Genomic DNA, 26,507 nt, shown 5'->3' with positions numbered 1-26,507 from the left:
TTGATGTGATTACATTTTCAATATCGTTTTGTACTCAGCCTGATTGTTTAAAACACTTACCGCTTTCTTAATTTCAGAGTTGTTTTTGATGTAAAATTGATACAATCCCTCTTGATATTGATATCTTTTGATGAGTTCTTCCTGAATCAGGTTTTTAATTTCCTTTTGATTTCTGTCCAGTAACGTTGTTTCGCTTTTTTCAAGTGCAGTCAGTAGTTGCTGGTATTCTGCCTGAATCGCTTCGTCTATGTTTTCTTTTTTAGCTGTAGCTAAAGTGTTCTTCAAAGCAACTTCGGTTTCGGTATCAAAAGTGATTTTGTTGGTTTTCAAATATTGTTTAAAACTGGCATAATCAGCATCTGTAATCGTCGGAATTTTGTCGCCTAAATTTGGATTTTTGTAATAATAAGAAGTAGCATAATCAAAGATTCCATCATTTCTGTTCAAAGCATTCGTAATCGGGCTCACCTTGGTTTCATCCAATTCGATGTCTGGCAAAACGCCACCCCCGTCATAAACGGTTCTTCCTTTTCTGGTTTTAAAGGCATTAAAGTTTTTAGCATCTGTTTTTTGAGCGACACCATTTTTGTCTTTATGCGCATAATCCAATGCCTGAATGCATCGTCCCGATGGCGTGTAATAGCGTGAGATAGTTACTTTTAGCTGAGTTCCGTAAGTAAGTTCTACCGTACGTTGTACCAAACCTTTACCAAAACTTCTGCTTCCCAGAATTACGGCGCGGTCTAAATCCTGTAAAGCACCTGAAACAATTTCAGAGGCCGAAGCACTTCTTCCGTTAACGATAATAGCCAAAGGAATTTCGGTATCAACTGGCTCTTTGTTGGTTTTATACGTGTTATTGTGTTTTTCGATTCGGGATTTTGTAGTTACGATTACTTCGTTTTTCGGAACAAACAAATTGCAGATATCAACCGCTTCATTAAGCAAACCGCCCGGATTTCCTCTTAAATCGAGCACAATTTGTTTGGCACCATCTGCTTTTAGTTTCTCAAGCGCGTCTTTTACTTCATTAGAGGCTTTTCTGCTAAAGTGAGCCAGAACGATATAACCCGTCTTCTCATCGATTTTACCAAAAAAAGGAACCGATTTAATTTCGACTTCATCCAGAACGATGTCTGTTGTATACGTTTTTCCCTGACGGAGGTATCTAATAGTAAATTTTGTATTTTTGGCACCTTTTAGCAATTGAGAAGCATCGTCTTTAAAATCGGCAATCAAAACATCGCCAATTTGAATAATTTCGTCACCTGCTTTTAACCCCGCTTTGTCGGCAGGAAAGTTTTTATACGGTTCTCTTACCAGCAAACGGTCTTTTTTTCGGGTGATTAAGGCACCAATTCCGGTATATTCGCCCGTATTGTTGATTTTGAAATTGACCACATCTTGTTCATTAAAATAAACCGTATACGGATCTAAACTTGCCAACATACTTTTGATAGACTTGTCCATCAATTCGCCGGGATTGGTGTCATCAACATAGTTGGTATTGACGGCTTTGAATAACGTTGTAAAGATTTCGATTTGCTTCGCAATCTCAAAAAAATCGTCTTTGAAACTGGTTCCAATAAATAAAAATGCGGCAGCGACAGCAGGAATTATGATTTTTCTTTTGAAAATTAGAGCCATTGTGAAGAAGTCTGTTTAATTATAAAAACACTAAAATAGGAATAAATCAGTAATAACGATAATTCGTCCAAATGAATATTAGCCTAAAGATCGAAATCTGTTGAATATAGATTGAAATTATACTTCCGTCTCTGATTCTGATGCAGAAGTTTTATTTACCTGAAGCAAAAATTTTTCAAACAACTGAACGGTTTTGGTATTGATTTCCTGGTAAGATAATCTGTCTTTAGTTTGGTAAAAAAACATGATAGAATAAGGTTCCTGAACATTATCCCAAAGCAAATGTTTGTTCAGGCGATAGGTTTCCCGCAGGACACGTTTGAAATAATTACGATCAACCGCTTTTTTAAAATATTTTTTTGAGACCGAGACACCAATCTTGATTTTCTCGTCAGCATTTGCTTCACCAGCGCGATACACCAAACGCAACGGATATTTAGAAACCGATTTTCCTTCAGAAAATAGTAATCCAATTGTAGTTTTGCTTTTTAGTTTCTCGTTTTTCGGGTAAGTAAAATTCATTAAATTCAGGAAAATAATACCAGTTTTAGTAGGCAAAGGTACAATTAAACCACCAAAACCGTTATTGTTTTTAATTTTAATGACCTTAAAAAATTTATTTGTTACTTTTGGGCAATAATTTTTTAAGCATGCAAAAAATAATTTCTTACCCTATTTCCGTTATTTACTATTTGTGTTTTGGCTTTTGTTTGGCTATTTTTCACCCAATACAATGGATATGTCTGAATGTTTTTGGCTATCAGGCTCATAAAGTAAGTGTGGATTATTTAAATTTTTTCCTTTTACGTTGTACAAATTTGGTAGGAACCACGTACAAAATAAAAAACAGAGAGACAATTCCCGTAGGAGTTCCAATAATTTTTGTCTCTAATCACCAAAGTATGTACGATATTGTGGCTATGATTTGGTACTTTAGACGTTTTCATTGTAAATTTGTAAGTAAGAAAGAACTAGGAACGGGTATCCCGAGTGTGTCATACAACTTGCGACATGGTGGATCAGTTCTTATTGATCGAAAAGACCCAAAACAAGCCATTCCGGTGATCAAAGGTTTGTCTGAATATATCGAAAAGCACCAACGTGCGGCTGTGATTTTTCCTGAAGGCACAAGAAGCAAAACCGGAAAACCAAAAGAATTTGCCCAAAGTGGCTTAAAAATCTTATGCAAATATGCGCCTTCTGCGTATGTAGTTCCGGTGAGTATCAACAATTCATGGAAAATGGTAAAGTATGGTTTTTTTCCTGTTGGTTTAGGAAATCGCCTTACCTTTACAGTCCACAAAGCGTTAGCAGTAAAAGACCATGACTTTGCAGAGTTGATGGCAATGACAGAGAAAGCAATTGTAGAAGAAGTAAACGAGTATAAATAGATTTAAATTTTCAAGAATAATTTTAAGTTTAAGTCCCAAATGTAAAATAAGTAATGTCTATACAAAACATTAGATTAGAAGTGATGCAGTTTTTAGAAAAAAACGTTGACAGCTTCGTAGAACAGTATTTAATTCCGGTTGAAAAAATTTGGCAGCCCACAGATTTTTTGCCTAATTCTCAAGGAGAAAACTTTTTTGAGGAGGTAAAAGAATTACGTGAGATTGCAAAAGATTTGCCTTATGATTTTTGGGTAACGCTTGTTGGTGACACCATCACTGAGGAAGCTTTGCCAACGTACGAATCATGGCTAATGGATGTAGAAGGAATTGATCAGATAGAAAATGGTGGAAATGGATGGTCTAAATGGATTCGTCAATGGACCGGTGAAGAAAACCGTCACGGCGATTTGCTAAATAAATACTTGTATTTGTCTGGCCGAGTGAACATGCGTGAAATCGAAATGACAACGCAGCACCTGATTAATGATGGTTTTGATATTGGAACAGGAAGAGACCCATATAAAAACTTTGTTTACACTAGTTTTCAGGAGTTGGCAACCTATGTTTCTCACAACAGAGTAGCGCAGATTGCCAAGAAATTTGGCGACAACAAATTGTCTAAAATGTGCAAAATGATTGCGGGTGACGAGATGCGTCATCATCACGCTTATAGCGAATTTGTTACGCGTATATTTGCTGTTGATCCTAGCGAAATGATGTTGGCTTTTCAATACATGATGAAACAGAAAATCGTTATGCCAGCACATTTTTTAAGAGAATCGGGTCAAAAGATAAGTTCTGCTTTCGAACAATTTTCGGATTCAGCACAACGTATCGGCGTTTACACAGCATCAGATTATGTAGATATCATGCAAAAATTAATGGATAAATGGGAGATTGATAAAATTTCAAATTTGACTGATGAAGCAGAAAAGGCTCGTGATTATTTGATGAAGTTGCCTGCTCGTATGGCGAGAATTTCAGAAAGATTGGTGATCCCGCAAGAGTCTCATATCTTTAAATGGGTGGAACCAGCAAGATTGTAAATTTTAGATTTTACGTAAAATGCAACTTTGTTGTGTTTTGTCTAAATTACCAAATACATGTTGATTATTAGAGTTTTTAAAGCTTTGATAATCAACATTTTTTAATAAAATGGGGTTGCAATCTTATCCTTAATAAAAGTTGTAAATCTGATTAAACGGCAAATTATGTTTGTTTTTTTATAAAATCAAACAGTATAAAATAATTATGGATAACGAAAAATTGATCAATAAAACGATAGCTTTTGTAAAAGAAAAACTCAACGATGCCGAAGGTGGTCACGACTGGTTTCATATCGAAAGAGTGTATAAAAATTCGCTTTTGATTGCCCGTGATACCGAGTGCGATTTGCTTGTGGTACAATTAGGAGCCTTGCTTCATGATGTTGCAGACAGTAAATTTCATGGTGGCGATGAAACGATCGGACCCAAAACGGCTCGTTTGTTTTTAGAATCTGAAAACGTTTCTGAAACCATTACGGAACATGTTGTAAATATTATTGAAAACATCTCTTTTAAAGGCGGAAATTTTCAAAAAAAGTTTTCTTCTGTCGAATTGGATATCGTTCAGGATGCGGATCGTTTAGATGCGATAGGAGCAATTGGAGTAGCGAGAGCGTTCAACTATGGAGGATTTAAAAACAGAAGCTTGTACGATCCCGAAATTGCGCCAATCAGCACCATGACAAAGGAAGAATACAAGAACAATAACGCGCCCACTGTTAATCATTTTTACGAAAAGCTTTTACTTCTAAAAGACAAAATGAATACCGATACTGGAAAGCAAATTGCGGCAGAAAGACATCGTTTTATGGAATCATTTCTAGCTCAGTTTTACGCAGAATGGGAAGGAGTGAAGTAACATCTTTTAAGTTAATCGACAAGCATCAAGATTTCTCAATCGGATTCAAAAATTATGTTCAAAAAAATCGGGTTATTTAGTAAATTCAGTTTTTAGCTAAAATCTTAATCACTCAGTAACTTAGTATCTTAGAGCCTTAGCTACTTCAACCTAACTACATCCACAATTGCCGTCACCGCAATCTTTTTTCTTTTTAGATTTGAAAAAAAACTTTTTGATCAGGAAAGCAATGGCAAATCCTAAGATGATAAAGGCTATAATTTCTTGGACCATCGTGATTTATTTTAGAATTTGATAAGCAAATAATGCTACAAAATAGGCGAGACCGCTCATAAAAACGAGTTGCATGGCAGGCCATTTCCACGAATTGGTTTCTTTTTTGGTGATGGCAAGTGTACTCGCACACTGTAAGGCAAAGGCATAAAATAATAATAACGATATTCCCGAAGCAAAATTGAAAATTTTGTGCCCCGTTTCCGGATTGATTTCTTCCTGCATTTTGCTTTTTATCGTGGCTTCGTTATCACTGTTTCCAACACTGTAAATCGTGGCTAGTGTACCTACAAAAACTTCTCGTGCGGCAAACGAACTGATAATCGCAATCCCGATTTTCCAATCGTACCCTAAAGGTGAAATTGCCGGTTCGATGGCTTTACCCATGATTCCGATATAAGAGTTTTCTATTTTTTGAGATGCAACAGCGTTTTCAAATTCTATTTCGGTCAATGGCTTGTAGCTGTTTCTTTCTTTTACAATTTTTTCGGCTTCGTTAAAATCTCTTCCGGGACCATAAGAGGCCAAAAACCATAAAATAACAGATATCGCAAGGATAATTTTACCAGCACCCATCACAAAAGCTTTTGTTTTTTCGACGACATTGATGGCTACATTTTTAAAAAGGGGTAATTTATAACTAGGCATTTCGACCACAAAATAGGTTTTGCTGTCCAGTTTTAATATTTTGTTTAAAATATAAGCAGACAATATAGCGGCGGTAAAACCCAGTAAATACAATAACATTAGCGACAATCCCTGCATGTTTAAAATCCCAAAAATACGTTCATTCGGAATTACCAAAGCGATGATGATGGCGTAAACGGGTAATCTAGCAGAACAAGTTGTAAAAGGAGTTACCAGAATAGTAATCAGACGCTCTTTCCAGTTTTCGATGTTTCGGGTCGCCATAATGGCCGGGATAGCACAGGCAGTTCCCGAAATTAAAGGCACAACACTTTTACCCGAAAGACCAAATTTGCGCATGATTTTGTCCATTAAAAAGACCACACGACTCATATAACCGCTTTCTTCCAATATCGAAATAAAGAGAAATAAAAAGGCAATTTGTGGAATGAAGATCAAAATTCCGCCAATTCCCGGAATTATTCCTTGCGAAAGTAAATCGGTTAAAATACCGCTTGGCAATTCCGCCCCAACCCAGCTGCTCAAAGAAGCAAATGTGCTGTCAATAAAGTCCATTGGGATGGTTGACCAAGAAAATATAGATTGAAAAATAATAAATAAAATCGCAAAGAAAATCACGTAACCCCAAACTTTATGCGTTAAAACACGGTCTAGTTTGGCTCGTACATCATTTGCCATTGAGGCATCTACTTGTAAGCCTCCTTTTAAAACCTCATTGATAAATTGATATCTTTTGATGGTTTCTTTTTGCTGTAAACGCTTTAACTCCGAATGTGATTTGGTAAAAGTGCTTCTGAGTTCATTTCGATCAAGATTAGAAAAATTGACATCCTGCGTAATTACCAGCCATAATTTGTACAACAATTGGTTGGGAAAAGCTTCCTTTAGATTTTTAAAGTAAGCTTTATCAATGCTGGACATGTCGAGGCAAGCTTCATTCGGGAGAGTCCTGTACGAAATAATAAGGTTTTTTAGTTCTTCAATTCCTAAACCTTTTCTGGAACTGACTAACGCAATTTTCGTTTTAAGATGTTCTTCGAGATAAGGAATATCGAGGGTGATTCCTTTGCTTTTCATACGATCAGACATGTTAATGACTAATATCGTTGGAATTTCGAGGTCTTTTATCTGCGTGTAAATCAGTAAATTTCGTTTTAGATTTTCAACATCTGTTACGACTACTGCTACATCGGGATATAATTTATCATTTTTGTTGAGCAAAAGTTCAATCACGACACTTTCGTCCATCGAACTGGCATTCAAACTGTATGTTCCCGGTAAATCAAGTATGTTGGCTTTGATATTGTGAGGAAATTTGCAAAAGCCTATTTTTTTTTCTACCGTGATGCCCGGATAATTCCCCACTTGCTGATTCAGACCTGTAAGCTGATTGAAAACAGAGGTTTTTCCGGTATTGGGATTTCCGATAAGGGCAACATTAATATTTTGAATGCTCATTACAGAATGGTTTTGATAAGTTCAACTTCAATTTCGCGAGCAGTTTCTACACGAATGGCAACATGTGAGCCATTAATGTCCAGATACAAAGGATCTCCAAAAGGAGCGATCTGAAGCAATTCGACCAAGCTGCCCGGCAAACAACCCATTTCTAGTAACTTTAGCGGAATCAAATCGATATCAAAATCTTTGATAATGGCTTTTTCGCCTTTTTTTAGGGAGTGGATAGTAGTTTGCAAGCTTATTTAGATTGAATTTAGATTGCAAAAATAGACAATTATTCTTTATATTAAGGTATTTAACACAGTTTTGTACCGACTAATGTTTCCTCAAAAAACCTCTTTTTACTGTTGGCATAAAAAATCAATATCTTCCAGAAGACGTTTCATATCTTCTTTGTTGGTTCCGTCATAAAAACCACGAACGCGACGCTTTTGATCGACCAAAACAAAATTTTCGGTATGTACCATATCATACAATTGGTCAGGTCTTCCTAGTTTTACCGCCAAGTAAGATTTGCGGGCTATTTTGTAAATTTCTTTTTTGTCGCCGGTAACCAAATTCCATTTACTGTTTACCACACCATGTTTTATAGCGTAAGCTTTGAGAACTGGAATACTGTCAACCTCAGGAAAGACGGTATGAGAGAGTAACATTACTTTAGGATTATTCAAAACAGCTTTTTGAACTTCGGCCAGATTGGTCGTCATTTTGGGACAAATAGAGCCACAGGTGGTAAAGAAAAAATCGGCTACATAAATCTTTCCTTCGTAATTTTTTTGCGTGATGGTATCTCCGTTTTGATTGATAAACGAGAAATCGGCAATCGTGTGGTATTTGCTTTTGTACTGCACTGTACTGTCTACCAATTCGGGATTTACATCGGCGGGATTAAAAATGGGTAATGTTTTTTGTGGCTTCAAAGCCGAATAAAACAACGATATAGTTACTACCGAAAATACAATCAAAACAATAAAAAACTTTCGGTATCTGTAAAGAAGCGATTTCATAAATAAAATTTGATGCAAAAATACAAAAAGCAGTTTTTAAAATCTTTATATAAAAAGGTTTTTAACAGGATCTTGTCATTTTTGGAAGGGAATATTTCACGAATTAAAATCATCTGGATGGCTCCGAAAATTCAGGAGTTTGAAGCAAATTATTTTAGCTTCGGTTTTCGGATGGATTTATTCACCAGATACAATCCGATAAGGGTAACCATAGAACCAACCGCAATAGTTTGGGTGAGTGTTTCTCCAAAAATAAAAAAACCCAGAACGATCGCAACAATCGGATTGATGTACACATAAATACTGCTGATTTCTTTGGGAAGGTGTTGCAAGGTGTAGATAAAAGCGATAAACGTAAATACAGAACCCACAATTACGAGATAACCAATAGACCACCATGATGCCGGAGGAATTTGCCTTAACGGAATATTGGTTCCTGTGGCTTCGGTAATGACAAAAAGGATAAAACTCGAGAGTAACATTTGAAGCCCCAGGCTAAAATAGGGATTGAAATTAACGGCTTGTTTGGTAGTCTGCAAAATTCCAAACGCCCAGGTTACGGTCGCTGTGAGAGATAATAGTATTCCAAATTGAAATTCAGGACGTATAAAATCTGCCAGATAATCCATAAAAATAATACAAATACCCCCAAAACTGATGAGCAAACCAATAATCGCCAGTTTGGCCACTCTTTCTCCCTGAAAAAAACAAATGATAACAATCCAAATAGGAAAAATGGCTGCAATAATAGCGCCCAAACCACTACTGATGTATTTTACGCCCCACGTGCTTAATCCATTGCTCAAAGCAAAATTTAAAAGTGCCAAAACCAGAATAGTTCGCCATTGCTTTCCTTTTGGCCAAGGTGCTTTTTTAAGTACAAAATAAAGCACATATAAAAGGCCGCCCAGAAACTGACGAATTGTAGCCAGCTGCAAAGCAGGCATGTGTTTTACTCCTTCTTTTGATGCCAGCCAAGTTGTTCCCCAAAAAAAGCTGACGCAGCATAATGCCAGTATAGGCAGGCCGATAGCATCAATTCTGTTAGAAAAGGCATTTTGTAATTTTGCTTTCAAAATGGTCATTTTTTGTTGGGCAAATATTCCAAAAACAATTTTAAATATTACAGAAAAAAGGGAATTTATTTATTAAAATCATTGCGTTTTTTGTGTTGAAAGGATAAAAATGCGAGAATTAATATTTTTTGCTTAAAAAACTTTGAATTTTAACGGTAAGTTCAGAAGAATAACGATAAATTTGTATATATCCTAAAACTATATACAAAAATGATTAAACAGCTTAACAAATCGGTGTTTTGTGCTTTTTCTGTAATGTTGTCTTTTACAGCAATTCAGGCACAAGATGCTAAACCTAAAGAACCAGGTATTAATGTATCATACATGAATACCAAAATTAGTCCGTCAGAAGACTTTTTTCGTTTTGTAAACGGAACTTGGTTGGATAAAACTGAAATTCCAAGTGACAGAAATTCTTGGGGAAGTTTTAACGAATTAAGACAAAAAACAGACAAGGATGCTCTAGAAATTCTAAAAGAAGCGTCTAAGAATCCAAAGTACAAATCCAACACAGATCAAGGTAAAGCCATCGCTTTATACAACACTATTTTGGATACTGTTGGAAGAAACAAACGTGGTGTAACGCCGCTTCAACCGTATTTGAAGAAAATAGATGCTATTAAAACAGTAGCCGATTTGCAAAATCTTCTTATCGAAATGCAGCCTCAAGGTGGTCTTGGTTTCTTTGGAATCTATATTGGAGCAGATGCCAAAAACAGTAACAAAAATTCTGTTAACTTAACTCCGGGAGCTCTAGGATTGTCTGATAAAGATTATTACAATTCTGATGATAAAGATTCTAAAGAAAAACGTGAGAAATACGAAGTGCACGTGGCTAGAATGTTACAGTTTATCGGAGAATCTCCTGCAAAAGCCAAAGAAAGCGCAAAACAAATTTTAGCTTTAGAAGTTGAAATGTCTGCTCCAAGATTGGATCGTGTAGAAAGAAGAGACCGCAGAAAACAATACAATCCAACTGCCGTTGCCGATTTAAAAAAGAGCACGCCTTCTATTCAGTGGGAGAAATATTTTGCTGGAATCGGAATGGCAAAATTAGACACCGTTAATGTTGCTCAACCACGTTATATGGTGGCTTTAGAAAAAACATTCACAGAAAAGAAAATAGAAGCTTGGAAAGAGTACCTAAAATGGACTGTTTTAAATAGAGCTGCTTCTACGTTAAGCACCGATATCGAAAATGCTAATTTTGATTTCTACGGAAAGACTTTAACTGGTGCTTTGAAACAACGTCCACGTGACGAAATGGCTTTGCAGGTAATCAACGGTGCAACTGGAGAGGCTTTAGGAAAATTGTATGTAGAGAAATTATTTCCTGCTGAAGCAAAAGAAAAAGCAAAAAATATGATCGCAAATGTAATGTTGGCGTATCAAAACAGAATCAATGCTTTGCCTTGGATGTCTAACGAAACAAAAGCAAAAGCTATTGAGAAACTGAATAAACTAACAGTAAAAATTGGATATCCTGATAAGTGGAAAGACTATTCGGCTTTGACACTTAAAAATGTTAATGAAGGTGGGACTTATTTTGATAATATGAAAAATTTATCAAAATGGGATTATGAAGAAGACCTTGCTAAATTAGGCAAGCCAGTAGATAAAACAGAGTGGGGGATGTCTCCGCAAACAGTAAACGCTTATTTTAATCCGTCTTACAACGAGATTGTTTTTCCAGCAGCAATTTTACAACCGCCTTTCTATAATTATCAGGCAGACGAAGCTGTAAATTATGGAGGAATTGGAGCTGTTATTGGTCACGAAATCTCTCATGGTTTTGATGATTCAGGGGCTCGTTACAACGCAGATGGAAATCTCGTAGACTGGTGGACAGCTGACGACTTGAAGCAATTTACTGCTCTTGGTGGTGATCTTGCAGCTCAATATAGCGCTTTGGAGCCATTACCGGGCATTCATGTTGATGGTAAATTTACTTTGGGTGAAAACATCGGTGATTTAGGTGGTATTAACGCTGCTTACGATGGTTTGCAATTGTACTTGAGATCTAATCCTCATCCGGGTTTAATTGACGGTTACACACCAGAGCAACGTTTCTTTATTTCCTGGGCAACTGTCTGGAGAACCAAATCTAGAGATGAAGCGATAAAAAGTCAAGTAAAAACAGATCCGCACTCTCCGGGAATGTACAGAGCGTATGTGCCGGTTCAGAATGTGGATGCTTTTTATGAGGCATTCGGAATCAAAAAAGGAGACAAAATGTATGTAGAACCAGAGAAAAGAGTTAAAATCTGGTAATCTTTTATAAATGTAAAAAACGGCGCTAAAATTTAGCGCCGTTTTTGTTTTAATCTATTTGTTTGTTCTGAAGAAAATAAGTATTATTTCAGATGGCTGTAAATATACGTTTGAATCGCCAGTAGTTCTTCATCAGACATCTCTTTGGTCACCGCAAGGTTTGTCTTCATAACATCATATTGACTTGGGTCTACAATGGGGTCTGCATTTCCTTTTAGAAAAGTTACAATATCAGCGTTTTTGCTTTTATAAGTTTTTGCAATTTCTTGTATGCTTGGGCCAATTACTTTTTGATCGACCTGATGGCAGGAAACACAATTTCCTTTTCCTTCAAAAATTGATTTTCCTAATTCTTCTGGAGTTGCAGCTGGAGCAGCTTCTTCGGTTGCGATTTGTGAATTATCTATGGTTGTTTTTTCTTCTTTTTTGCAAGATGCAAAAGTTAAAACCGCAGATAAGAATAGTATTTTTTTCATGATTTTTAAGCTGAGTTTAGGGCTGAATTGTTTTCTACTTGTTATTGTGTAAAAGTATTGCCGCTTCTTTTGCAAAGTAAGTCGATATTAAACTGGCTCCGGCTCTTTTGATACACATCAATTGTTCCATCATGATTTTGTCGTGGTCCAGCCAGCCTCTTTCGGCGGCGGCTTTTATCATAGCGTATTCTCCCGAAACATGAAAAACGGTTACCGGAACATTTACAGCATTTTTTACTTCGCGCACGATATCCAGATAGGCAATTCCAGGTTTTACCATGACCATATCGGCTCCTTCTTCTACATCAGATAAAGCTTCTTTGATCGCTTCGATACGATTGGCATAATCCATTTGGTAGGTTTTTTTGTCTTTCGGAACCACGACATCCGCTTCTCTCGGAGCACTGTCTAAAGCGTCACGAAAAGGACCGTAAAAAGCAGAAGCATATTTAGCAGAATAGCTCATGATGCCCACATTATGAAAACCCGCAGCATCCAATCCTTCGCGTAAGCGTAAAACACGCCCGTCCATCATATCGCTCGGAGCTACAAAATCTGCTCCGGCTTGTGCATGCGAAACGGCCATTTTTACAAGGGCTTCGTTGGTAATATCGTTGGCAACATCACCGTTTTCGATAATTCCGTCGTGACCGTAAATTGAGTAAGGATCAAGTGCAACATCTGGCATTACGATCATTTCGGGACACGCAGCTTTGATGCTTTTTATGGCTTTTTGCATTAATCCGTCAGCATTCCAGGCTTCTTTACCCGTATTGTCTTTTAGCGATTCATCTACTTTTACATAAATATTAACAGCACGAATTCCTAAAGCAAAAAGTTCTTTTACTTCTTCAACAGTTAAATCAATCGAACGGCGATAAATTCCGGGCATTGATGAAATTTCTACTTTATAATTTTCGCCTTCTGCAATAAACATCGGAAACATAAAATCACTTGGGCTTAATGTTGTTTCGCGAACCAAACTGCGTATCGATTCATTTACGCGTAGTCTTCTACCTCTTTGTAATGGGAACATATTTTTTTGTTTAAGGTTTAAATTTTCAGGGTTTAAATATAAAATAAGGGCATTAATTATGATTATTCAATTTTAATCTTTTGATTTATTTTTTCGTAAACCTCTTGTACTTTGTTGGGAGGGTCAAAGCGATAGCCCAACGAAAGTTTTATGGTCGAAATATTGTCATTTAATCTGTTGGAAGGTGATTCTTTTTGAACAAAATTAAGATTATTTAGACTCGCAAAGGCAAAAAAGGAATCTTTGTTATAAGCCAATTTTAAATTCAAATCGAGTTCATACAAAGCCGAAACATCTCCGTCAATACTATTAATTCCTGCTCCGAATGCTATTCCTGCACCAATTAAAAAACGATTGCTGATGACAAAATTATAAAAATAAGAGGGTGCTAACGACAAAACATAAATATCGCCGTTGGATGAATTGGGTTCGTTGTTTAAATTCAAATTAGTATAATAAAACGAAAAATTCGGAATAAAACTTCCTGAACTTTTGGTCTGCCATTCATTTTGATTGACTAAGGTTTTATAGGAGAATTGATCATTAAAGATATAAGAAGTTGTTCCTCCGATTTTTGTAGTACGCATGCGCGGAAAAGCTACTTCAAAATTTTCTTCACTGGCATAAAAGCCTTTTTGATTGATAAAAGTAAACGACTGCATCCATTTTTTATAATAAAACCGGGTGTTGAAACTAAATAGTTTTGAGTCTGAATTGTCTTTGTTGACATCAAAAAATCTCGGAGAATATCCAAAACTCATATCAATAAATTTGTAACTCAGACTTACACCCAATTGTTCTTTACGGTTTGGAATGAGATCGATGTATTTTTTTTGATTATCAGATGTAAATCCTATCTGAAAATTATTGGAAGTATCTAAATAATAAAGACTCGCCGTGATTTTGTCATTATATGATTTAAAATAGTGATTTTGAAGCGAATCATTTTGGGCAAAAGACCCACAAACGCCTCCAAAAAACACTATATAAATCATTTTTAGATCCATTCTCGAGGATTTTCAAGTGTTAATATTAGTTTTTCTTCTTCGGTTCCCGCTTCCGGATGATGGTCGTATACCCATTGCACATGCGGAGGCAAACTCATCAGAATACTTTCTATTCTTCCGTTGGTTTTTAGTCCGAAAAGCGTGCCTTTATCGTGAACCAAATTGAATTCTACATAACGGCCACGACGGATTTCCTGCCACGTTCTTTGCTCTGCTGTAAAAGGCATGTGTTTTCTTTTTTCTACAATCGGAACATACGCTTCTAAGAATGAATTTCCAACTTCGGTTACGAAACTGAACCAGTTTTCCATGCTCATTTGCTCATTTGCTTTGCAATAATCAAAGAACAAACCGCCAATTCCGCGGGCTTCGTTTCTATGAGCATTCCAAAAATAAGCATCACATTGTTTTTTATATTTTGTATAAAATTCAGGATTGTGTTGGTCGCAAGCGGTTTTACACGTTTGATGAAAATGTTTCGCATCTTCTTCAAACAAATAATAAGGTGTTAAATCCTGTCCGCCGCCAAACCATTGTTCGATAATATTTCCTTTTTCATCGTACATTTCAAAATATCGCCAGTTGGCATGAACCGTTGGTGCCATTGGGTTTTTTGGGTGTAAAACCAAACTGAGTCCACAAGCAAAAAAATCGGCTTCGCCAACGCCAAACATTTTCTGCATCGCTTCGGGCAATGTTCCATGAACCGCAGAAATGTTAACGCCGCCTTTCTCAAAAACACTTCCGTTCTCAATAACACGTGTTCTTCCACCACCGCCTTCCGGACGTTTCCAGAGGTCTTCACGAAATTTTGTCGTTCCGTCAACGGCTTCTAATCCGGCACAAATCTGGTCTTGCAACTGTTGTATGTAGGCGTAAAATTTATCTTTCATGTTTATGGTATTCTGATTTTAGCAATCCAAAATAAACGATGTCTTCAAATGTTCCGTTACCGCTTTTGAATTCCTCCCGCAATATTCCTTCTTGCTTAAAATGATGTTTTAGTGCAATCTGCTGACTGGCTTTGTTGATTTTTGATGTACAAATAAAAACTTTATTCAGGTTTAATGTACAGAAACAAAAATCCAACGCTTCTGAAACTACTTGCGAAGTAATTCCTTTTCCTTGAAAATCCTTATCTATAAAATAACCCAATTCACATTTCGAAATGCGATTATTAATACTTTTTACACATAAATAACCAATTAGATTGTTCGTTTTGGTGTTTCTAATATAAAAAAAATAACCGTCTTTTTTGTTTTCTATGTTTTGATTTAAAACAATAAATTCCTTTGTTTTTTCTAAATCTAAACAACTTGCGAGTGTAACAGGAAAAGACTTTTCGATATGTTGTTTATTCTTCCTGATGAGGTTGTAAAACTCTTCCGGAAGAATAGTAGCGATTCTTTCTGTTTTTAAATCTGTAAAAATCACCTTTTTGTGTTTGCAGCCGAAGCTATTTTAGCATTAATCCCAAAGGAAAAAATGCTGCTTTCCTGCTGAATATGTTGGTAAATAGCTAATGCTTTGTCTTCAAAATTATAGTTTTCTGCTTTTGAAAATTCCATCAAAAAATCGGCAAATTGCTCTAATTGATTGAAATCAAAATGATTACGATGCAATAATTCAATTAATTCATCCTTCTGATAGTCTATTAAAGATTCAATACTTAAACCGAACTCTTTTAATAAATTTTCAAGGCTAAATAGTTCATCATCACACAATGTTTTTGGTAGAAAGTCAAGAGCCCGCAATGTTTTAAGGACATTGTCAATTCTAATGGCTTCATCGTCTCTTAAACCTTTGTTGAGCATGATTTTCTTTTTCCTGCAAGGTTTTAAAAACCTTGTAGGTATTTTTTATTGTTGTTAGACACTGTAATATTCTCAGCAGTTTTATATTGTTTTCAAAGTCTTTCCAGACAAAACGTATTACTCAAAAGTATATGTTTCATTCAAAAGATTATTTTTTTGATTATGGCAAAACAGGAAATTTTCTAAACCTCCAAATAATTCTAAAACTTCGTCACGTACTATTTTTGTTTCCTTATTGGATAAAAAAGCTTGAAATGATGAAAATTTATAGCTTTTAAAGTCTAAATTAAAATGATGTGTCGGATTCAAATGAACGTAAAGAATTAATTGTTTTAAATAATTCTTATCCTTTAATTTTATTCTTTTAAAATGTTTTTCAAAAAGACTGCCAGTTCTATTTTTTTGTTTATTGAACGCCTTAGCATAAGAATTGAAAAAATTTGAAAGTAATTGAGTGACTTCTTTTTCCTCAGTATTTAATCGAATGACCAGATGAAAGTGATTACTCATAAGACAATAAGCCAAAATAGATATTTTATCTTCAGAATATCTTGATAATTGATTTAAAAAATAAATTTTATTATTGTCATTTTCAAAGATCGTAACTCCATCAATTCCCCGATTAAAAATATGATAATAACAATCTTTCTCTAAAACTTCCAATTTCATACTGTTATTATGTTTTCCATTTTCGAAAACCTTTTAGGTCTTCTTATAGTTACTGGTAAACTTATTTATACCTACAAGGTTTTAAAAACCTTGCAGGAAATATAAACGTCAACTAAAAAAAATCAACTATTTTGCTTGGTATTCCTTCACCGCATCAATAAACGCTTTGGCGTGATCTACAGGGATGTTCGGTAAAATTCCGTGGCCTAAATTTACGATATATTTATCTTTTCCGAACTCGTCGATCATTTCATGAACCATTTTTTTGATGGTAGGAATTGGGGAAAGTAATCTTGATGGGTCGAAATTTCCTTGTAAAGTAATGTTTCCACCAGACAAATAGCGTGCATTTCTGGCCGAACATGTCCAATCTACTCCCAAAGCCGAAGCTCTGCTTTTACCCATTTCGCCAAGCGCAAACCAACATCCTTTTCCGAAAACAATAACCGGAGCGTGATCTGCCAAAGCCTCAACGATTTGGTTGATGTATTTCCATGAAAATTCCTGATAATCAACAGGAGAAAGCATTCCTCCCCAAGAGTCAAAAATCTGAACGGCATCTACTCCCGATTTTACTTTTTCTTTTAAGTATAAAATCGTAGTGTCTGTAATTTTTTGCAACAAGGTATGCGCTGCTATCGGATTTGAAAAACAAAATCCTTTGGCAGTATCAAAGCTTTTAGAGCCTTTTCCTTCAACAGCATAACAGAAAATCGTCCATGGCGAACCTGCGAAACCAATAAGTGGTACTTCGTCATTCAGCATTTCTTTGGTGAGTTTGATGGCATCCATCACATAACCAAGGCTTTCCTGAATGTTTGGAACATAAACGCGATCAACATCTGCTGTTGTGCGAATTGGATTTGGTAAAAACGGACCAAAATTTTCTTTCATCAACACTTCAATTCCCATTGCTTGCGGAACCACCAAAATATCCGAGAATAAAATCGCTGCATCCGGTGCAATTCTTCTAATAGGCTGAACGGTGATTTCTGCAGCCAATTCTGGAGTTTGACAACGGGTAAAGAAATCATATTTATCACGTAAAGCGATAAATTCTGGTAAATATCTTCCGGCTTGGCGCATCATCCATACTGGCGGACGTTGAACAGTTTCTCCTTTTAGTGCTTTTAAAAATAGGTCGTTTTTTAACATTTTTTTTATTGCTTTGGGCTTTAAGCTCTTGGCTTTAAGCGTTGTTTGTCTTGATTTTTTGCTTTTGGCAGATTGCCTAAAGCGTATTGGTATATTGAGTAATCACATCTTCTATGACGTCTTCAACCGTGGGCTGATCAGCAATACTGATGTTTTTTGTAATTTTATCTAAAGCTTGAGCGGTGGTTTCGCCAATACAAAAGCATTTTTCTTTTTTGATGGAATTGTCTTTGAGGTAACTTTCAACACCGGACGGACTAAAAAACAGAATCGCATCGACAGCCGTTTTTATCTTTTGAGGTGTCAGGGTTGTTTCGTACACCTGAATTTCATTCAGTTTAATATCTGCTTCTTTTAGTGCTTTGGGCAACGTTTCTCGTCTCATGTTTCCACTAAAAAAAGTATAGCTCTCATTACGGTAAATCAAAGTGATGATTTCGGCCAAATCTGAAGCATAACCCGTGTAAGCCACCACATTAAAACCGTTTTCCGACAGTAAAATTTTTGTTTTAAGTCCGACGCAAAAGACATTTTTGGTTTTTAGCTCTTCTACTTTTGGATTTGATAAAACGCTCAGAACCGCATTTTGGCTCGTGAAAATTAAATTGTCGTTAAGGTCTTTTATTTCGAAAGCATTATTTTCGGTTGTAATAAAATCTGCTTCAATTACTTCAAAATTCGCTTTTTGTAAAGCTTGCTTCTGAATGCCTGAAAGCACTTTTGTAGATAATATTTGAATTGACTTACTCATTATTTTTTCAACGATTCTTTAATGGTTTGCATCAATTCAGCTCCGCCCGAGTTTAAAATTTCCTGAGCAGCGTAGAATCCTAGTTTTTTCCATTCTTCAATGGCAACTGTTTTGTCAATTTCGAGTTTTTGTTTTCCGTCAACAGAAAGTAAAATACCTTGAAAACGCAAAGTATCTTCTTCTTCGTCATAGCGCACCAGTGCACCAATTGGCGCTGTACAACCACCTTCTAATGTTCTTAAAAACTGGCGCTCGATATAGGTACAGATTTCGGTTTCGATATGATTTAATTGAGATATGGCATCCAGGGTATAATTGTCGTTTTCCATGGCTACAACCAGCATTGCTCCTTGTGCAGGCGCTGGAATCATCCAATCTAAATTGATATAATTTTCGGGAGTAAGGTTGATGCGCTCCAGACCTGCAGCGGCAAAAACAGCGCCATTCCAATCGCTATCTTGTAGTTTTTGCATACGTGTATTTACGTTTCCACGTAAATCGACTACGGTATGATGCGGGTATTTGTTAAGCCACATCGCCTGACGGCGTAAACTTCCTGTGGCAACTGTACTTGGTTGGTTCTCGAAATCAGGATTTCCTTTATGAACCAGAATATCCAAAACATTGGCTCTTTCTAAAACTGCCGCCTGAACAACGCCTTTTGGTAAAGCCGTTGGCACATCTTTCATAGAATGAACCGCAATATCAATATCGCCGTTGATCATGGCAATATCTAAGGTTTTTGTAAAAATACCGGTAATACCAAGCTCGTAAAGAGGTTTGTCTAAAATAATATCACCTGTAGATTTTACAGCAACAATCTCGGTTGTGTAACCAAGATCATTTAATTTTTTTTGAACCGTATGTGCTTGCCATAAAGCGAGTTCGCTATCTCTTGTGCCTATACGTATCGTTTTTTCTGCCATTTTTGTTTTTTCTGCCATAATTAAAGAATTTCAGGAACTTATTCCATAATGGTGTAACTATGACGCATTATTTTCTGAAATTCAATGCAATTTAGAATAAAAATATTACTTGACTACTGCTTCAATTTTAAATATTTTTTCTATCATTTCGATGCATTCATCTACCATCGTGTTTTCTTCTTTGAGGTGATTTGCAAAATGAGTGGTAATTTTATGAATAATTCTGTTGCTGATAATTTCGGCTTGTTTTTCATTAAAATCAGCTATTTTTCTACTTTGAAAATCCAATTCCGAGTTTTTGATGTCGTTAAGTTTGGCTTTCAAAGCATTAATAGTTGGTGCAAATTTTCTGCCTTTTGTCCAGGTGTTGAATTCGTCTTTTATTTCTTCGATAATAACTTCGGCAGCAGGAATGTGTGTTTTTCTTTTTTCTAAAGTTTCATCGGTTAGTTGCGACAAGTAATCCATGTGAATTAGCGTTACGCCTTTTATTTCGGTAACATTTTCATGTACGTTTTTAGGAATCGATAAATCTAAAATAAGCAAAGGCTTTTTAAGATTTAAGATGGCTTTGTCAACCGTTGGGTTTTGAGCACCAGTGGCCACTACCAAAACATCTGCTTTTTGTATTTCTACTTCCAGATCAGAATAATCTTTTACAACTAAATCCAGTTTTTCGGCCAATTTTTCGGCTTTGTCTTTGGTTCTGTTGATCAGGATGATTTGTTCGTGTTTGGTATGTTTTACAAGATTTTCACAAGTATTTCTACCAATTTTTCCCGTTCCGAAAAGTAAAATATTTTTGTTGGCAATATCTTCTACATTTTTGATGATGTATTGAACAGAAGCAAAAGAAACTGAAGTCGCACCAGAAGAAATCTCCGTGTCTGTTTTGATTTTTTTGCTGGCCTGAATCACAGAGTTTACCAAACGCTCCATGAAAGTATTTATTAAACCATTGGATTTACTTTGGTTGAAAGCATTTTTTATTTGACTTATAATTTCAAAATCACCTAAAATTTGGCTGTCTAATCCTGTTCCTACACGAAACATGTGATTGATCGCTTCCTGATTTTTATAAATATAAGCTACTTCCTGAAATTCTTCAACAGATCCGTTACTGTTTTCACAAAGCAATTTGATTAATTCATAGGGATGATTAGCAAAACCATAAATTTCGGTTCTATTGCAAGTTGATGTAACGATCAGCGACTCTATTCCTTCGGCTTCGGCCTGCATTAATAAGATAGATTGAGCTTTGGCATCCAGGCTAAATTTTCCTCTTATTGTTGCATCTGCTTTTTTGTAACTTAAACCTAAAGCGTAAAAAGTGCTGTTTCTGGACATGTTAAAGTTTTCCATAATTATACTTTCCTTAAAAAGTTCAACAAAATTATTATTAACTATTTTATAAAAACAACGCTGTAAGTTCTTTTTGTATCGCTTCAAGAAAAATTGATTCAAAATCGTAATTACAAAAACGGTTTTTATTAGAAATATAGAGAAATCAGGTGTTTTTTGACCATTTATATAGATTTGTTCTAAATAAGGTTGCGCACTGACTTCTATAGTATGTACGAAAAAATATCGCTTAGGGTTCTTTCAAAGTGGTATTAAAATACTTTTTTTGATCGTTTTTTTTAAAAACTTTAATAACGATACTTCAGATTTAATGAGCAGCAATATTATTGACTTGCTTTTGAAAGAGTTAACGCTATAAATTGCGTATTAAATAAAAACGCTACCTGTAGAAGGTAGCGTTTTTGACTTTGGAAAAGAATTATTTTTGAACGATAGGAGTTCTCAATGATTCTAGAACAGCCACAATATCAGTGTATAATTCTGTGTTTGAAGCTACTCCGTTAGCATTTGCTGCTGCTCCTACATATCCTACGAATTTTGTATAATCTGCAGTGTTCGATTTTGTTCCCATACGTGGATTTGTTGCTGGATCATGCGCAGCTACCATGTTTAAACCTGAGTACGTGTTTACTGCATTTGTTCCTCCTGTATTAAAAGAGAAGAAATCGGTTAGATTATCAGACAATTTTGCAATGCTGGTAGCCTGAGTATTTCCCGTCTCTGCCAAAACTGGAGCAAAATGTGCTTGTAAATTTCCTGCAGCATTTGCTTGAACATCAGCAACAATAAGTCCGATTGTAGAGTTTACTACTTTACGAAATGACAAACGTCCTTGCTCAATCATTTGTCCTGAATTATCAGGATCTGCAACCATCGTTGTTCCGCCTAAACGTGTGTAAATTGATGCTTTTACTGGCTCTGTTGGCGTTGAATCATCGTCATTGCTGCAAGAAGTAAATGCTGCTGACGAAACTAATAATACACTTAGTGTAATTCTTGAAAAATTTCTCATAATAAATAGTATTTAAGGATTAATTAAAAAATTGATTTATAGATTTAGACATTTTATAACTAAAACTATTCTGATCTACTGGACAAACTTCTTTGCTGGCTAGATTGGCTGGTAAAATATATCGTTTGGCTTCGTAAGGTCTTTTACTCATTAATTCGTTGAATACTTTCTCTGAATTAGTGATTTTGTTGTTATGGAAATACACCACAACATTTCTTTTAATAATAATAGAATCAGAGGTCAGGCCTTTGATTGATCTCAAGTCAGCGCTAATTTGTTTAGCTTGCAGCGAATCGATATTGTTTTCAAAATCAATACGACTCACTTGTAAGTTCGGACTCTCGTATACCGCTGGTTTGGCTGTTATAATGTGAAAAAGCAAAATAGCGATAAACAGCAAGGCGGTTCCTCCCAGGATAAGTAGTCCTTTTTTGATTGTTTTATTCATTTTCATAAGTTTTAAGGTTGTGAAAAGTATCTACGAGCGTTTTTCCTATCTGGTTTTGCGAATACTGTTAAGATGTTTAATTTAGAATTGTTTTAAATACCAAAAACTGTCGAATAGGGCATTAAAAAGCTAAAATTTTTAGAAAACCCTAAGAAGGTTAAACCCAAAAAACACATCTCCTTTTGTCCAGTCTCCTGTGGTTTGAGCAAGATATCCTGCTTCGTGAATTCCTTGAGAACTAGTAAAATGCATCTGAAAAACATGCCCACCAGTTTCTAAATCAAAACCTACAGAGAGTGGATTTTTGTAGATAGAATTTGATGCTCTGTTTAAATGTGCAGCATAATCAACATTTAGTGACCAACGTTTAGATAATTTGTAACGACCTCCAAGCCCAACCGCATATTGCGTATTATCTTGCTGCACGTTATCTACAAAGTTTTCATGAAACATCGTTGGCGCTACTTCTAAAGATAGTTTTTCGGAGAATTTTCTGGAAATCAATAATTGACCTACATAAGTAAAACGATTGTCAAAAGTTAGTTTCGGGTAAAGACTTTCTTTCAGCGTATTGTTGATCGCCAAACTTGTAAAACCGGCAACGGTTACTGGAAAACCATTAGTAGTCTGATTAAGCAACGTGTACTTGGTAGAAAAATCATAAGCCAATTCGCTACGGGCAGCACTAATGGTAAGCCATTGTGTCAATCCGTAAACAAATTTTAGTTGCGTGTTGGCATTATCCAAACCAAAGAATCCTTCAAAACCATCTTTTACAGAACCAAATCTATGTGCTACAATAAAATACAAATCACCTTTTGCAGCAAGTTTAGTGGATTCTAAATTGACAATTTTTAAGCCCTTAAAGGCAGATGTTACTTTTTCGTTGCGAGTAGCAGTATCCATTCCGTCCAGAAGATCATTTTGTGCAAATGATGCCAAAGGGAATAAAAAAAATAAGAGTATAAGCTTTTTCATAAAATATAATTTTGGATTGTTAGAAATTGTTTTTTTAATTATTCAATAATGGAGCTCTGGTCCATTTTAAATTCGTCTAGTAATTCATCATAGCCAAGAAATCGTCCTTTGATGTTGATTTTTTCGCCAGAAACAATGTTTTCAGGCACACTGTCATTAAAAGTTGCAAAGAGTTTTTGTTCTAGAATAAGTGCTTTGTCCTCGCTTTCAACTGCTGTTACCTGTGCCGTCAATTCAATAGTCTTATCTTGATATTTCAGTAATGCAAGACTGTCGTTTTTAGCAAACTCCTGTTCTAAGTCAGAAATGCTCATTACATAAGAAGCCTTTTCGCTGCTAATGTTTCTGTGGTCTTGATAGGTATAAAAATAAACTGCAGTAGCTGTGGCCAATACAATTAAAGTTCCGATGAATATCTTTTTTCTCATGAGATCGATTTTTAGAGGTGTTTTCTTATCTACGGTAAAACGGTAAGATTGGTTTCGCCCGCAAAAGAAAGCTTCACTTAAAAAACTAGAATGAACATTATACCGTATATGAAATCAGTGAGTTGTTTTTATAATTCTGCAGAGTTGTGAAAACTTTTTTTTAAATTAAAAATCAATTATTATGAAACCGAAAAACCTTTTCTCTGTTTTGGCATTCGCTACTTTATTAATAGGATGCAGTGATGACAACCCTGATACTTTGATGGAAGACACTCCAATTTCTGGAGCAGTAACCTACAATCAAAATGTAAAATCTATTATCGACAATAATTGTATTTCCTGCCACGCGGCAACGCCAAGAAATGGAGCTCCAATGTCTTTAGTTACGTACGATCAAGTAAAAAGTGCTGTTCAAAACCGTGGGTTGTTAAACAGAATTTCATTAGAAAACGGCAACAGTTTATTGATGCCACAAGGAGGGCCAAGATTGCCTCAGACCACAATCGACATCATCTTAAAATGGCAGCAGGACGGATTGTTAGAATAACAATCCGGCAAAAAATACTATGAAAAAAATATTACTTATCACCATGTTATTGGTGTCTCTGATCGTTTTTTCGCAAGAGAAACTGATCACCAAAACAGCAACAATATCGGTTGAAGCATCTGTGCCTTCTTTTCAGCCCGTTAAGGGAACCAATACTAATGTCACTTTTGTTCTGAATAGAAGAACAGGAGAAATTGCAAGTTTGGCCATGATGAAAGGTTTTCGTTTTGAAATCGCTTTGATGGAAGAACATTTTAATGAAAATTATATGGAAACGAATACTTATCCAAAAGCAGTGTTTAGAGGACAAATACAAGATTTTGACGCCAACAGTCTGACAGAAGGTTATAAAGATTTTATCATCAAAGGAAAATTAGAACTTCATGGCAAAACCAAAGACGTTATTGTAAATGCAAAAATTACCAAATCAGGTCCTCGAATTACTATTTTAACCGATTTCTCTGTCAACGCAGATGATTATGGCATACCAATTCCGGCACTTATTAAGTATAAATTAGACAATAAAGTCAATATTCAGATTATTGCTGTTTTAAAATAAAGGGCATTAAAAAGAAAGTTTGAAAGACCAAGTTTGATCTAAAAAGTTGTAAAATCTTTTCGAAATAATAATTTTAAAAGCAAATGATATGAAAAAAATCATCGTAATAGCCATTTTAGCATTCTCCAATTGGGCGATTGCTCAGGAAAAGCTGGTTTGTAAATCAGGAATTATCACTTTTGAAGCTTCTGTTCCTTCTTTTGAAGAAGTAAAGGCGACGAACAAAAGTGTTACTGTAGTTTTGAATCCTGCAACGGGAGAAATAGCAAGTTTGGCTTTAGTAAAAGGATTTCGGTTTAAGGTAGCGCTGATGGAAGAGCATTTTAACGAAAATTATATCGAAAGCGACCAATATCCGAAAGCGACTTTTAAAGGAAAGTTAGAAAATTTTGATAGCAACAGCCTAACCGCGACGCCAAAAGATTTTACGGTTAATGGAAAATTGGAACTTCACGGAAAAACAGTTGCGATCAAAACGGTAATAAAAATGAGTAAATCGTCCGCGGGAATCAATATGTTGTCTAATTTCTCCGTAAATGCAAGCGATTTTAATATTGCTATACCTTCGGTAGTCAAAAGCAAAGTGTCTAATAAAATCAATGTTCAGCTCAATGCGGTCTTGAAATAAGGTGCTAAACAATAAACATTTTATAATTTTAAGGCGAAGTAAAGAATAAACCATCAAAAAGATTTAATTTTGAAAGACCAAATCTGGCGTTTCACTAAAAGACGTTATTTTTAAGTTGAATAAAGGAAATCAAAAAAATGGAAGAAGAAATAAAAATTGACGATGATTTTATTTTAATTCGTTTTCAAAATAATACTGATGAGGTTTTAACCTTTCAACGTCCCGTTCAATTGGGGTTGATACAATTTCATTTCGGGTTAAAAGGAAGTGCCAACTTCATTTTTAACCAACGTAATTATGTGCTCAATCTCAAAGGAGAAAAAGCATTATTGTTTTATAATACCGAAAAAGAATTGCCTCTAAACGTAGAAATTGCGCCAAAATCCTGGTTGATTTCAATATTCGTTTCCATTAGAAAATTTCATGGATTGTTTACAGACGATGCAGAACATATTCCTTTTTTGAGCAAAGAAAATCAAGAAAAAAAGTATTATAACGAGAGCGATATTAGTCCGTCAATGGCGATTGTGCTGAACCAAATGTTTCATTACAATCTTAATCCATCTATAAAAAATCTGTATTACAAAGGAAAAGGATACGAGTTGCTGAGTCTTTTTTTTAATCGAAATGAAGATCCTGATGCAGAGCAATGTCCTTTTTTGGTGGATGAAGAAAATGTATTGAAAATTAAAAAAGCCAAAGAAATTATCATAGCCAATATGGCCGAACCGCCTGGATTACAGGAACTTTCTGATCAGGTGGGTCTGAATTTGAAAAAACTAAAAATGGGTTTTAAGCAAATTTATGGCGATACGGTTTATGGTTTTTTGTTTGATTATAAAATGGATTTTGCCCGAAAATTACTCGACAGCGGATCTTATAATGTTAACGAAGTAGGCTTGAAAATTGGGTACAGCACCGGAAGTCACTTTATAGCAGCCTTTAAGAAAAAGTTTGCCACAACTCCAAAAAAATATTTGATGTCGATCAATCCAAACATTCAGTAAAGAATCGATTTCAGATATTAAACAA

General features: G+C 35.5%; 29 protein-coding genes. 8 read left to right on the top strand and 21 right to left on the bottom strand.

Going from position 1 to position 26,507, the window contains the following annotated elements; genetic code table 11:
- Positions 1 to 9: 9 nt before the first annotated feature.
- Positions 10 to 1,647 (bottom strand): S41 family peptidase, encoded by a 1,638-nt coding sequence (locus J3495_RS12925; RefSeq protein ID WP_210666961.1) that lies wholly within the window; start codon positions 1,645 to 1,647, stop codon positions 10 to 12.
- 117 nt (positions 1,648 to 1,764) lie between these two features.
- Entirely contained in the window at positions 1,765 to 2,169 is a 405-nt protein-coding gene (gene rnpA, locus J3495_RS12920; RefSeq protein WP_210666960.1) for a ribonuclease P protein component, read from the bottom strand.
- A 128-nt stretch (positions 2,170 to 2,297) separates the two neighbouring features.
- Here rnpA and J3495_RS12915 point away from each other — a divergent pair, with 128 nt between their 5' ends.
- From J3495_RS12915 to J3495_RS12905, 3 genes are all read left to right on the top strand, one after another.
- Positions 2,298 to 3,038: a lysophospholipid acyltransferase family protein gene (locus J3495_RS12915; protein WP_210666959.1), complete on the top strand. Its 741-nt coding sequence runs from the start codon at positions 2,298 to 2,300 to the stop codon at positions 3,036 to 3,038.
- 53 nt (positions 3,039 to 3,091) lie between these two features.
- Positions 3,092 to 4,084 (top strand): acyl-ACP desaturase, encoded by a 993-nt coding sequence (locus J3495_RS12910; RefSeq protein WP_210666958.1) that lies wholly within the window; start codon positions 3,092 to 3,094, stop codon positions 4,082 to 4,084.
- A gap of 205 nt (positions 4,085 to 4,289) precedes the next feature.
- Positions 4,290 to 4,943 carry an HD domain-containing protein gene (locus J3495_RS12905; RefSeq protein WP_210666957.1) on the top strand — a complete coding sequence of 218 codons (654 nt, stop codon included), beginning with the start codon at positions 4,290 to 4,292 and terminating at the stop codon, positions 4,941 to 4,943.
- Between the two features lie 279 nt (positions 4,944 to 5,222).
- Here J3495_RS12905 and feoB read toward each other — a convergent pair whose 3' ends face one another.
- From feoB to J3495_RS12880, 4 genes are all read right to left on the bottom strand, one after another.
- On the bottom strand, positions 5,223 to 7,322 hold the full coding sequence (gene feoB, locus J3495_RS12895; protein WP_210666955.1) for a ferrous iron transport protein B: 2,100 nt from the start codon (positions 7,320 to 7,322) through the stop codon (positions 5,223 to 5,225).
- A complete protein-coding gene (locus J3495_RS12890; RefSeq protein ID WP_210666954.1) occupies positions 7,322 to 7,561 on the bottom strand; it encodes a FeoA family protein in 240 nt (79 codons plus the stop codon). Before J3495_RS12890 ends, feoB begins: the two co-directional genes overlap by 1 nt.
- Positions 7,562 to 7,666: 105 nt before the next feature.
- Positions 7,667 to 8,332, bottom strand: coding sequence for an SCO family protein (locus J3495_RS12885; protein ID WP_210666953.1), 666 nt, complete (start codon positions 8,330 to 8,332; stop codon positions 7,667 to 7,669).
- Between the two features lie 149 nt (positions 8,333 to 8,481).
- Positions 8,482 to 9,408, bottom strand: coding sequence for a DMT family transporter (locus tag J3495_RS12880; RefSeq protein WP_394369569.1), 927 nt, complete (start codon positions 9,406 to 9,408; stop codon positions 8,482 to 8,484).
- A gap of 210 nt (positions 9,409 to 9,618) precedes the next feature.
- Between J3495_RS12880 and J3495_RS12875 the strand changes: the two genes are divergently transcribed.
- Positions 9,619 to 11,679, top strand: coding sequence for a M13 family metallopeptidase (locus J3495_RS12875; RefSeq protein ID WP_210666951.1), 2,061 nt, complete (start codon positions 9,619 to 9,621; stop codon positions 11,677 to 11,679).
- A gap of 83 nt (positions 11,680 to 11,762) precedes the next feature.
- Here the strand turns inward: J3495_RS12875 and J3495_RS12870 are convergent, their stop codons facing one another.
- From J3495_RS12870 to J3495_RS12800, 15 genes are all read right to left on the bottom strand, one after another.
- A complete protein-coding gene (locus J3495_RS12870; RefSeq protein WP_210666950.1) occupies positions 11,763 to 12,155 on the bottom strand; it encodes a c-type cytochrome in 393 nt (130 codons plus the stop codon).
- Between the two features lie 34 nt (positions 12,156 to 12,189).
- Entirely contained in the window at positions 12,190 to 13,191 is a 1,002-nt protein-coding gene (hemB, locus tag J3495_RS12865; RefSeq protein ID WP_210666949.1) for a porphobilinogen synthase, read from the bottom strand.
- Positions 13,192 to 13,253: 62 nt separating this feature from the next.
- Complete coding sequence (locus J3495_RS12860) at positions 13,254 to 14,186, bottom strand: DUF4421 family protein (protein ID WP_236025463.1); 933 nt, start codon at positions 14,184 to 14,186, stop codon at positions 13,254 to 13,256.
- A gap of 2 nt (positions 14,187 to 14,188) precedes the next feature.
- The gene (gene hemF, locus J3495_RS12855) at positions 14,189 to 15,091 is read right to left on the bottom strand and encodes an oxygen-dependent coproporphyrinogen oxidase (protein ID WP_210666947.1); all 903 of its coding nucleotides are present in this window, start codon (positions 15,089 to 15,091) and stop codon (positions 14,189 to 14,191) included.
- Positions 15,081 to 15,632 (bottom strand): GNAT family N-acetyltransferase, encoded by a 552-nt coding sequence (locus J3495_RS12850; protein ID WP_210666946.1) that lies wholly within the window; start codon positions 15,630 to 15,632, stop codon positions 15,081 to 15,083. The genes hemF and J3495_RS12850 overlap by 11 nt, the downstream gene beginning before the upstream one ends.
- Positions 15,629 to 16,012, bottom strand: a complete 384-nt coding sequence (locus tag J3495_RS12845) for a hypothetical protein (protein WP_210666945.1) — start codon at positions 16,010 to 16,012, stop codon at positions 15,629 to 15,631. The genes J3495_RS12850 and J3495_RS12845 overlap by 4 nt, the downstream gene beginning before the upstream one ends.
- A gap of 117 nt (positions 16,013 to 16,129) precedes the next feature.
- On the bottom strand, positions 16,130 to 16,681 hold the full coding sequence (locus tag J3495_RS12840) for a transposase (protein ID WP_210666944.1): 552 nt from the start codon (positions 16,679 to 16,681) through the stop codon (positions 16,130 to 16,132).
- A gap of 126 nt (positions 16,682 to 16,807) precedes the next feature.
- Positions 16,808 to 17,836, bottom strand: a complete 1,029-nt coding sequence (gene hemE, locus J3495_RS12835; protein ID WP_210666943.1) for a uroporphyrinogen decarboxylase — start codon at positions 17,834 to 17,836, stop codon at positions 16,808 to 16,810.
- Positions 17,837 to 17,912: 76 nt separating this feature from the next.
- Complete coding sequence (locus J3495_RS12830; RefSeq protein ID WP_210666942.1) at positions 17,913 to 18,587, bottom strand: uroporphyrinogen-III synthase; 675 nt, start codon at positions 18,585 to 18,587, stop codon at positions 17,913 to 17,915.
- Positions 18,587 to 19,513 carry a hydroxymethylbilane synthase gene (gene hemC, locus J3495_RS12825; protein WP_210666976.1) on the bottom strand — a complete coding sequence of 309 codons (927 nt, stop codon included), beginning with the start codon at positions 19,511 to 19,513 and terminating at the stop codon, positions 18,587 to 18,589. The genes J3495_RS12830 and hemC overlap by 1 nt, the downstream gene beginning before the upstream one ends.
- Positions 19,514 to 19,618: 105 nt before the next feature.
- Positions 19,619 to 20,875 carry a glutamyl-tRNA reductase gene (gene hemA, locus J3495_RS12820; protein WP_210666941.1) on the bottom strand — a complete coding sequence of 419 codons (1,257 nt, stop codon included), beginning with the start codon at positions 20,873 to 20,875 and terminating at the stop codon, positions 19,619 to 19,621.
- A 418-nt stretch (positions 20,876 to 21,293) separates the two neighbouring features.
- Positions 21,294 to 21,887: a globin family protein gene (locus tag J3495_RS12815; protein WP_210666940.1), complete on the bottom strand. Its 594-nt coding sequence runs from the start codon at positions 21,885 to 21,887 to the stop codon at positions 21,294 to 21,296.
- 19 nt (positions 21,888 to 21,906) lie between these two features.
- Positions 21,907 to 22,335 carry a hypothetical protein gene (locus J3495_RS12810; protein ID WP_229975587.1) on the bottom strand — a complete coding sequence of 143 codons (429 nt, stop codon included), beginning with the start codon at positions 22,333 to 22,335 and terminating at the stop codon, positions 21,907 to 21,909.
- 138 nt (positions 22,336 to 22,473) lie between these two features.
- On the bottom strand, positions 22,474 to 23,313 hold the full coding sequence (locus J3495_RS12805) for a DUF5777 family beta-barrel protein (protein ID WP_210666938.1): 840 nt from the start codon (positions 23,311 to 23,313) through the stop codon (positions 22,474 to 22,476).
- A 38-nt stretch (positions 23,314 to 23,351) separates the two neighbouring features.
- Positions 23,352 to 23,741, bottom strand: a complete 390-nt coding sequence (locus J3495_RS12800) for an OB-fold protein (protein ID WP_210666937.1) — start codon at positions 23,739 to 23,741, stop codon at positions 23,352 to 23,354.
- A 181-nt stretch (positions 23,742 to 23,922) separates the two neighbouring features.
- Between J3495_RS12800 and J3495_RS12795 the strand changes: the two genes are divergently transcribed.
- The 4 genes from J3495_RS12795 to J3495_RS12780 all read left to right on the top strand — a co-directional run bounded on the left by J3495_RS12795 (position 23,923) and on the right by J3495_RS12780 (position 26,482).
- Entirely contained in the window at positions 23,923 to 24,288 is a 366-nt protein-coding gene (locus J3495_RS12795) for a hypothetical protein (RefSeq protein ID WP_210666936.1), read from the top strand.
- Between the two features lie 19 nt (positions 24,289 to 24,307).
- Positions 24,308 to 24,847: a YceI family protein gene (locus tag J3495_RS12790; protein WP_210666935.1), complete on the top strand. Its 540-nt coding sequence runs from the start codon at positions 24,308 to 24,310 to the stop codon at positions 24,845 to 24,847.
- 88 nt (positions 24,848 to 24,935) lie between these two features.
- Positions 24,936 to 25,475 (top strand): YceI family protein, encoded by a 540-nt coding sequence (locus J3495_RS12785; protein WP_210666934.1) that lies wholly within the window; start codon positions 24,936 to 24,938, stop codon positions 25,473 to 25,475.
- Between the two features lie 137 nt (positions 25,476 to 25,612).
- Entirely contained in the window at positions 25,613 to 26,482 is an 870-nt protein-coding gene (locus J3495_RS12780) for a helix-turn-helix domain-containing protein (RefSeq protein ID WP_210666933.1), read from the top strand.
- The last annotated feature ends 25 nt before the right edge of the window (positions 26,483 to 26,507 follow it).

Source organism: Flavobacterium geliluteum (assembly GCF_017948595.1).
GTDB lineage: Bacteria > Bacteroidota > Bacteroidia > Flavobacteriales > Flavobacteriaceae > Flavobacterium > Flavobacterium flavipigmentatum.
This window is presented reverse-complemented; position numbering and strand designations above follow the sequence as displayed.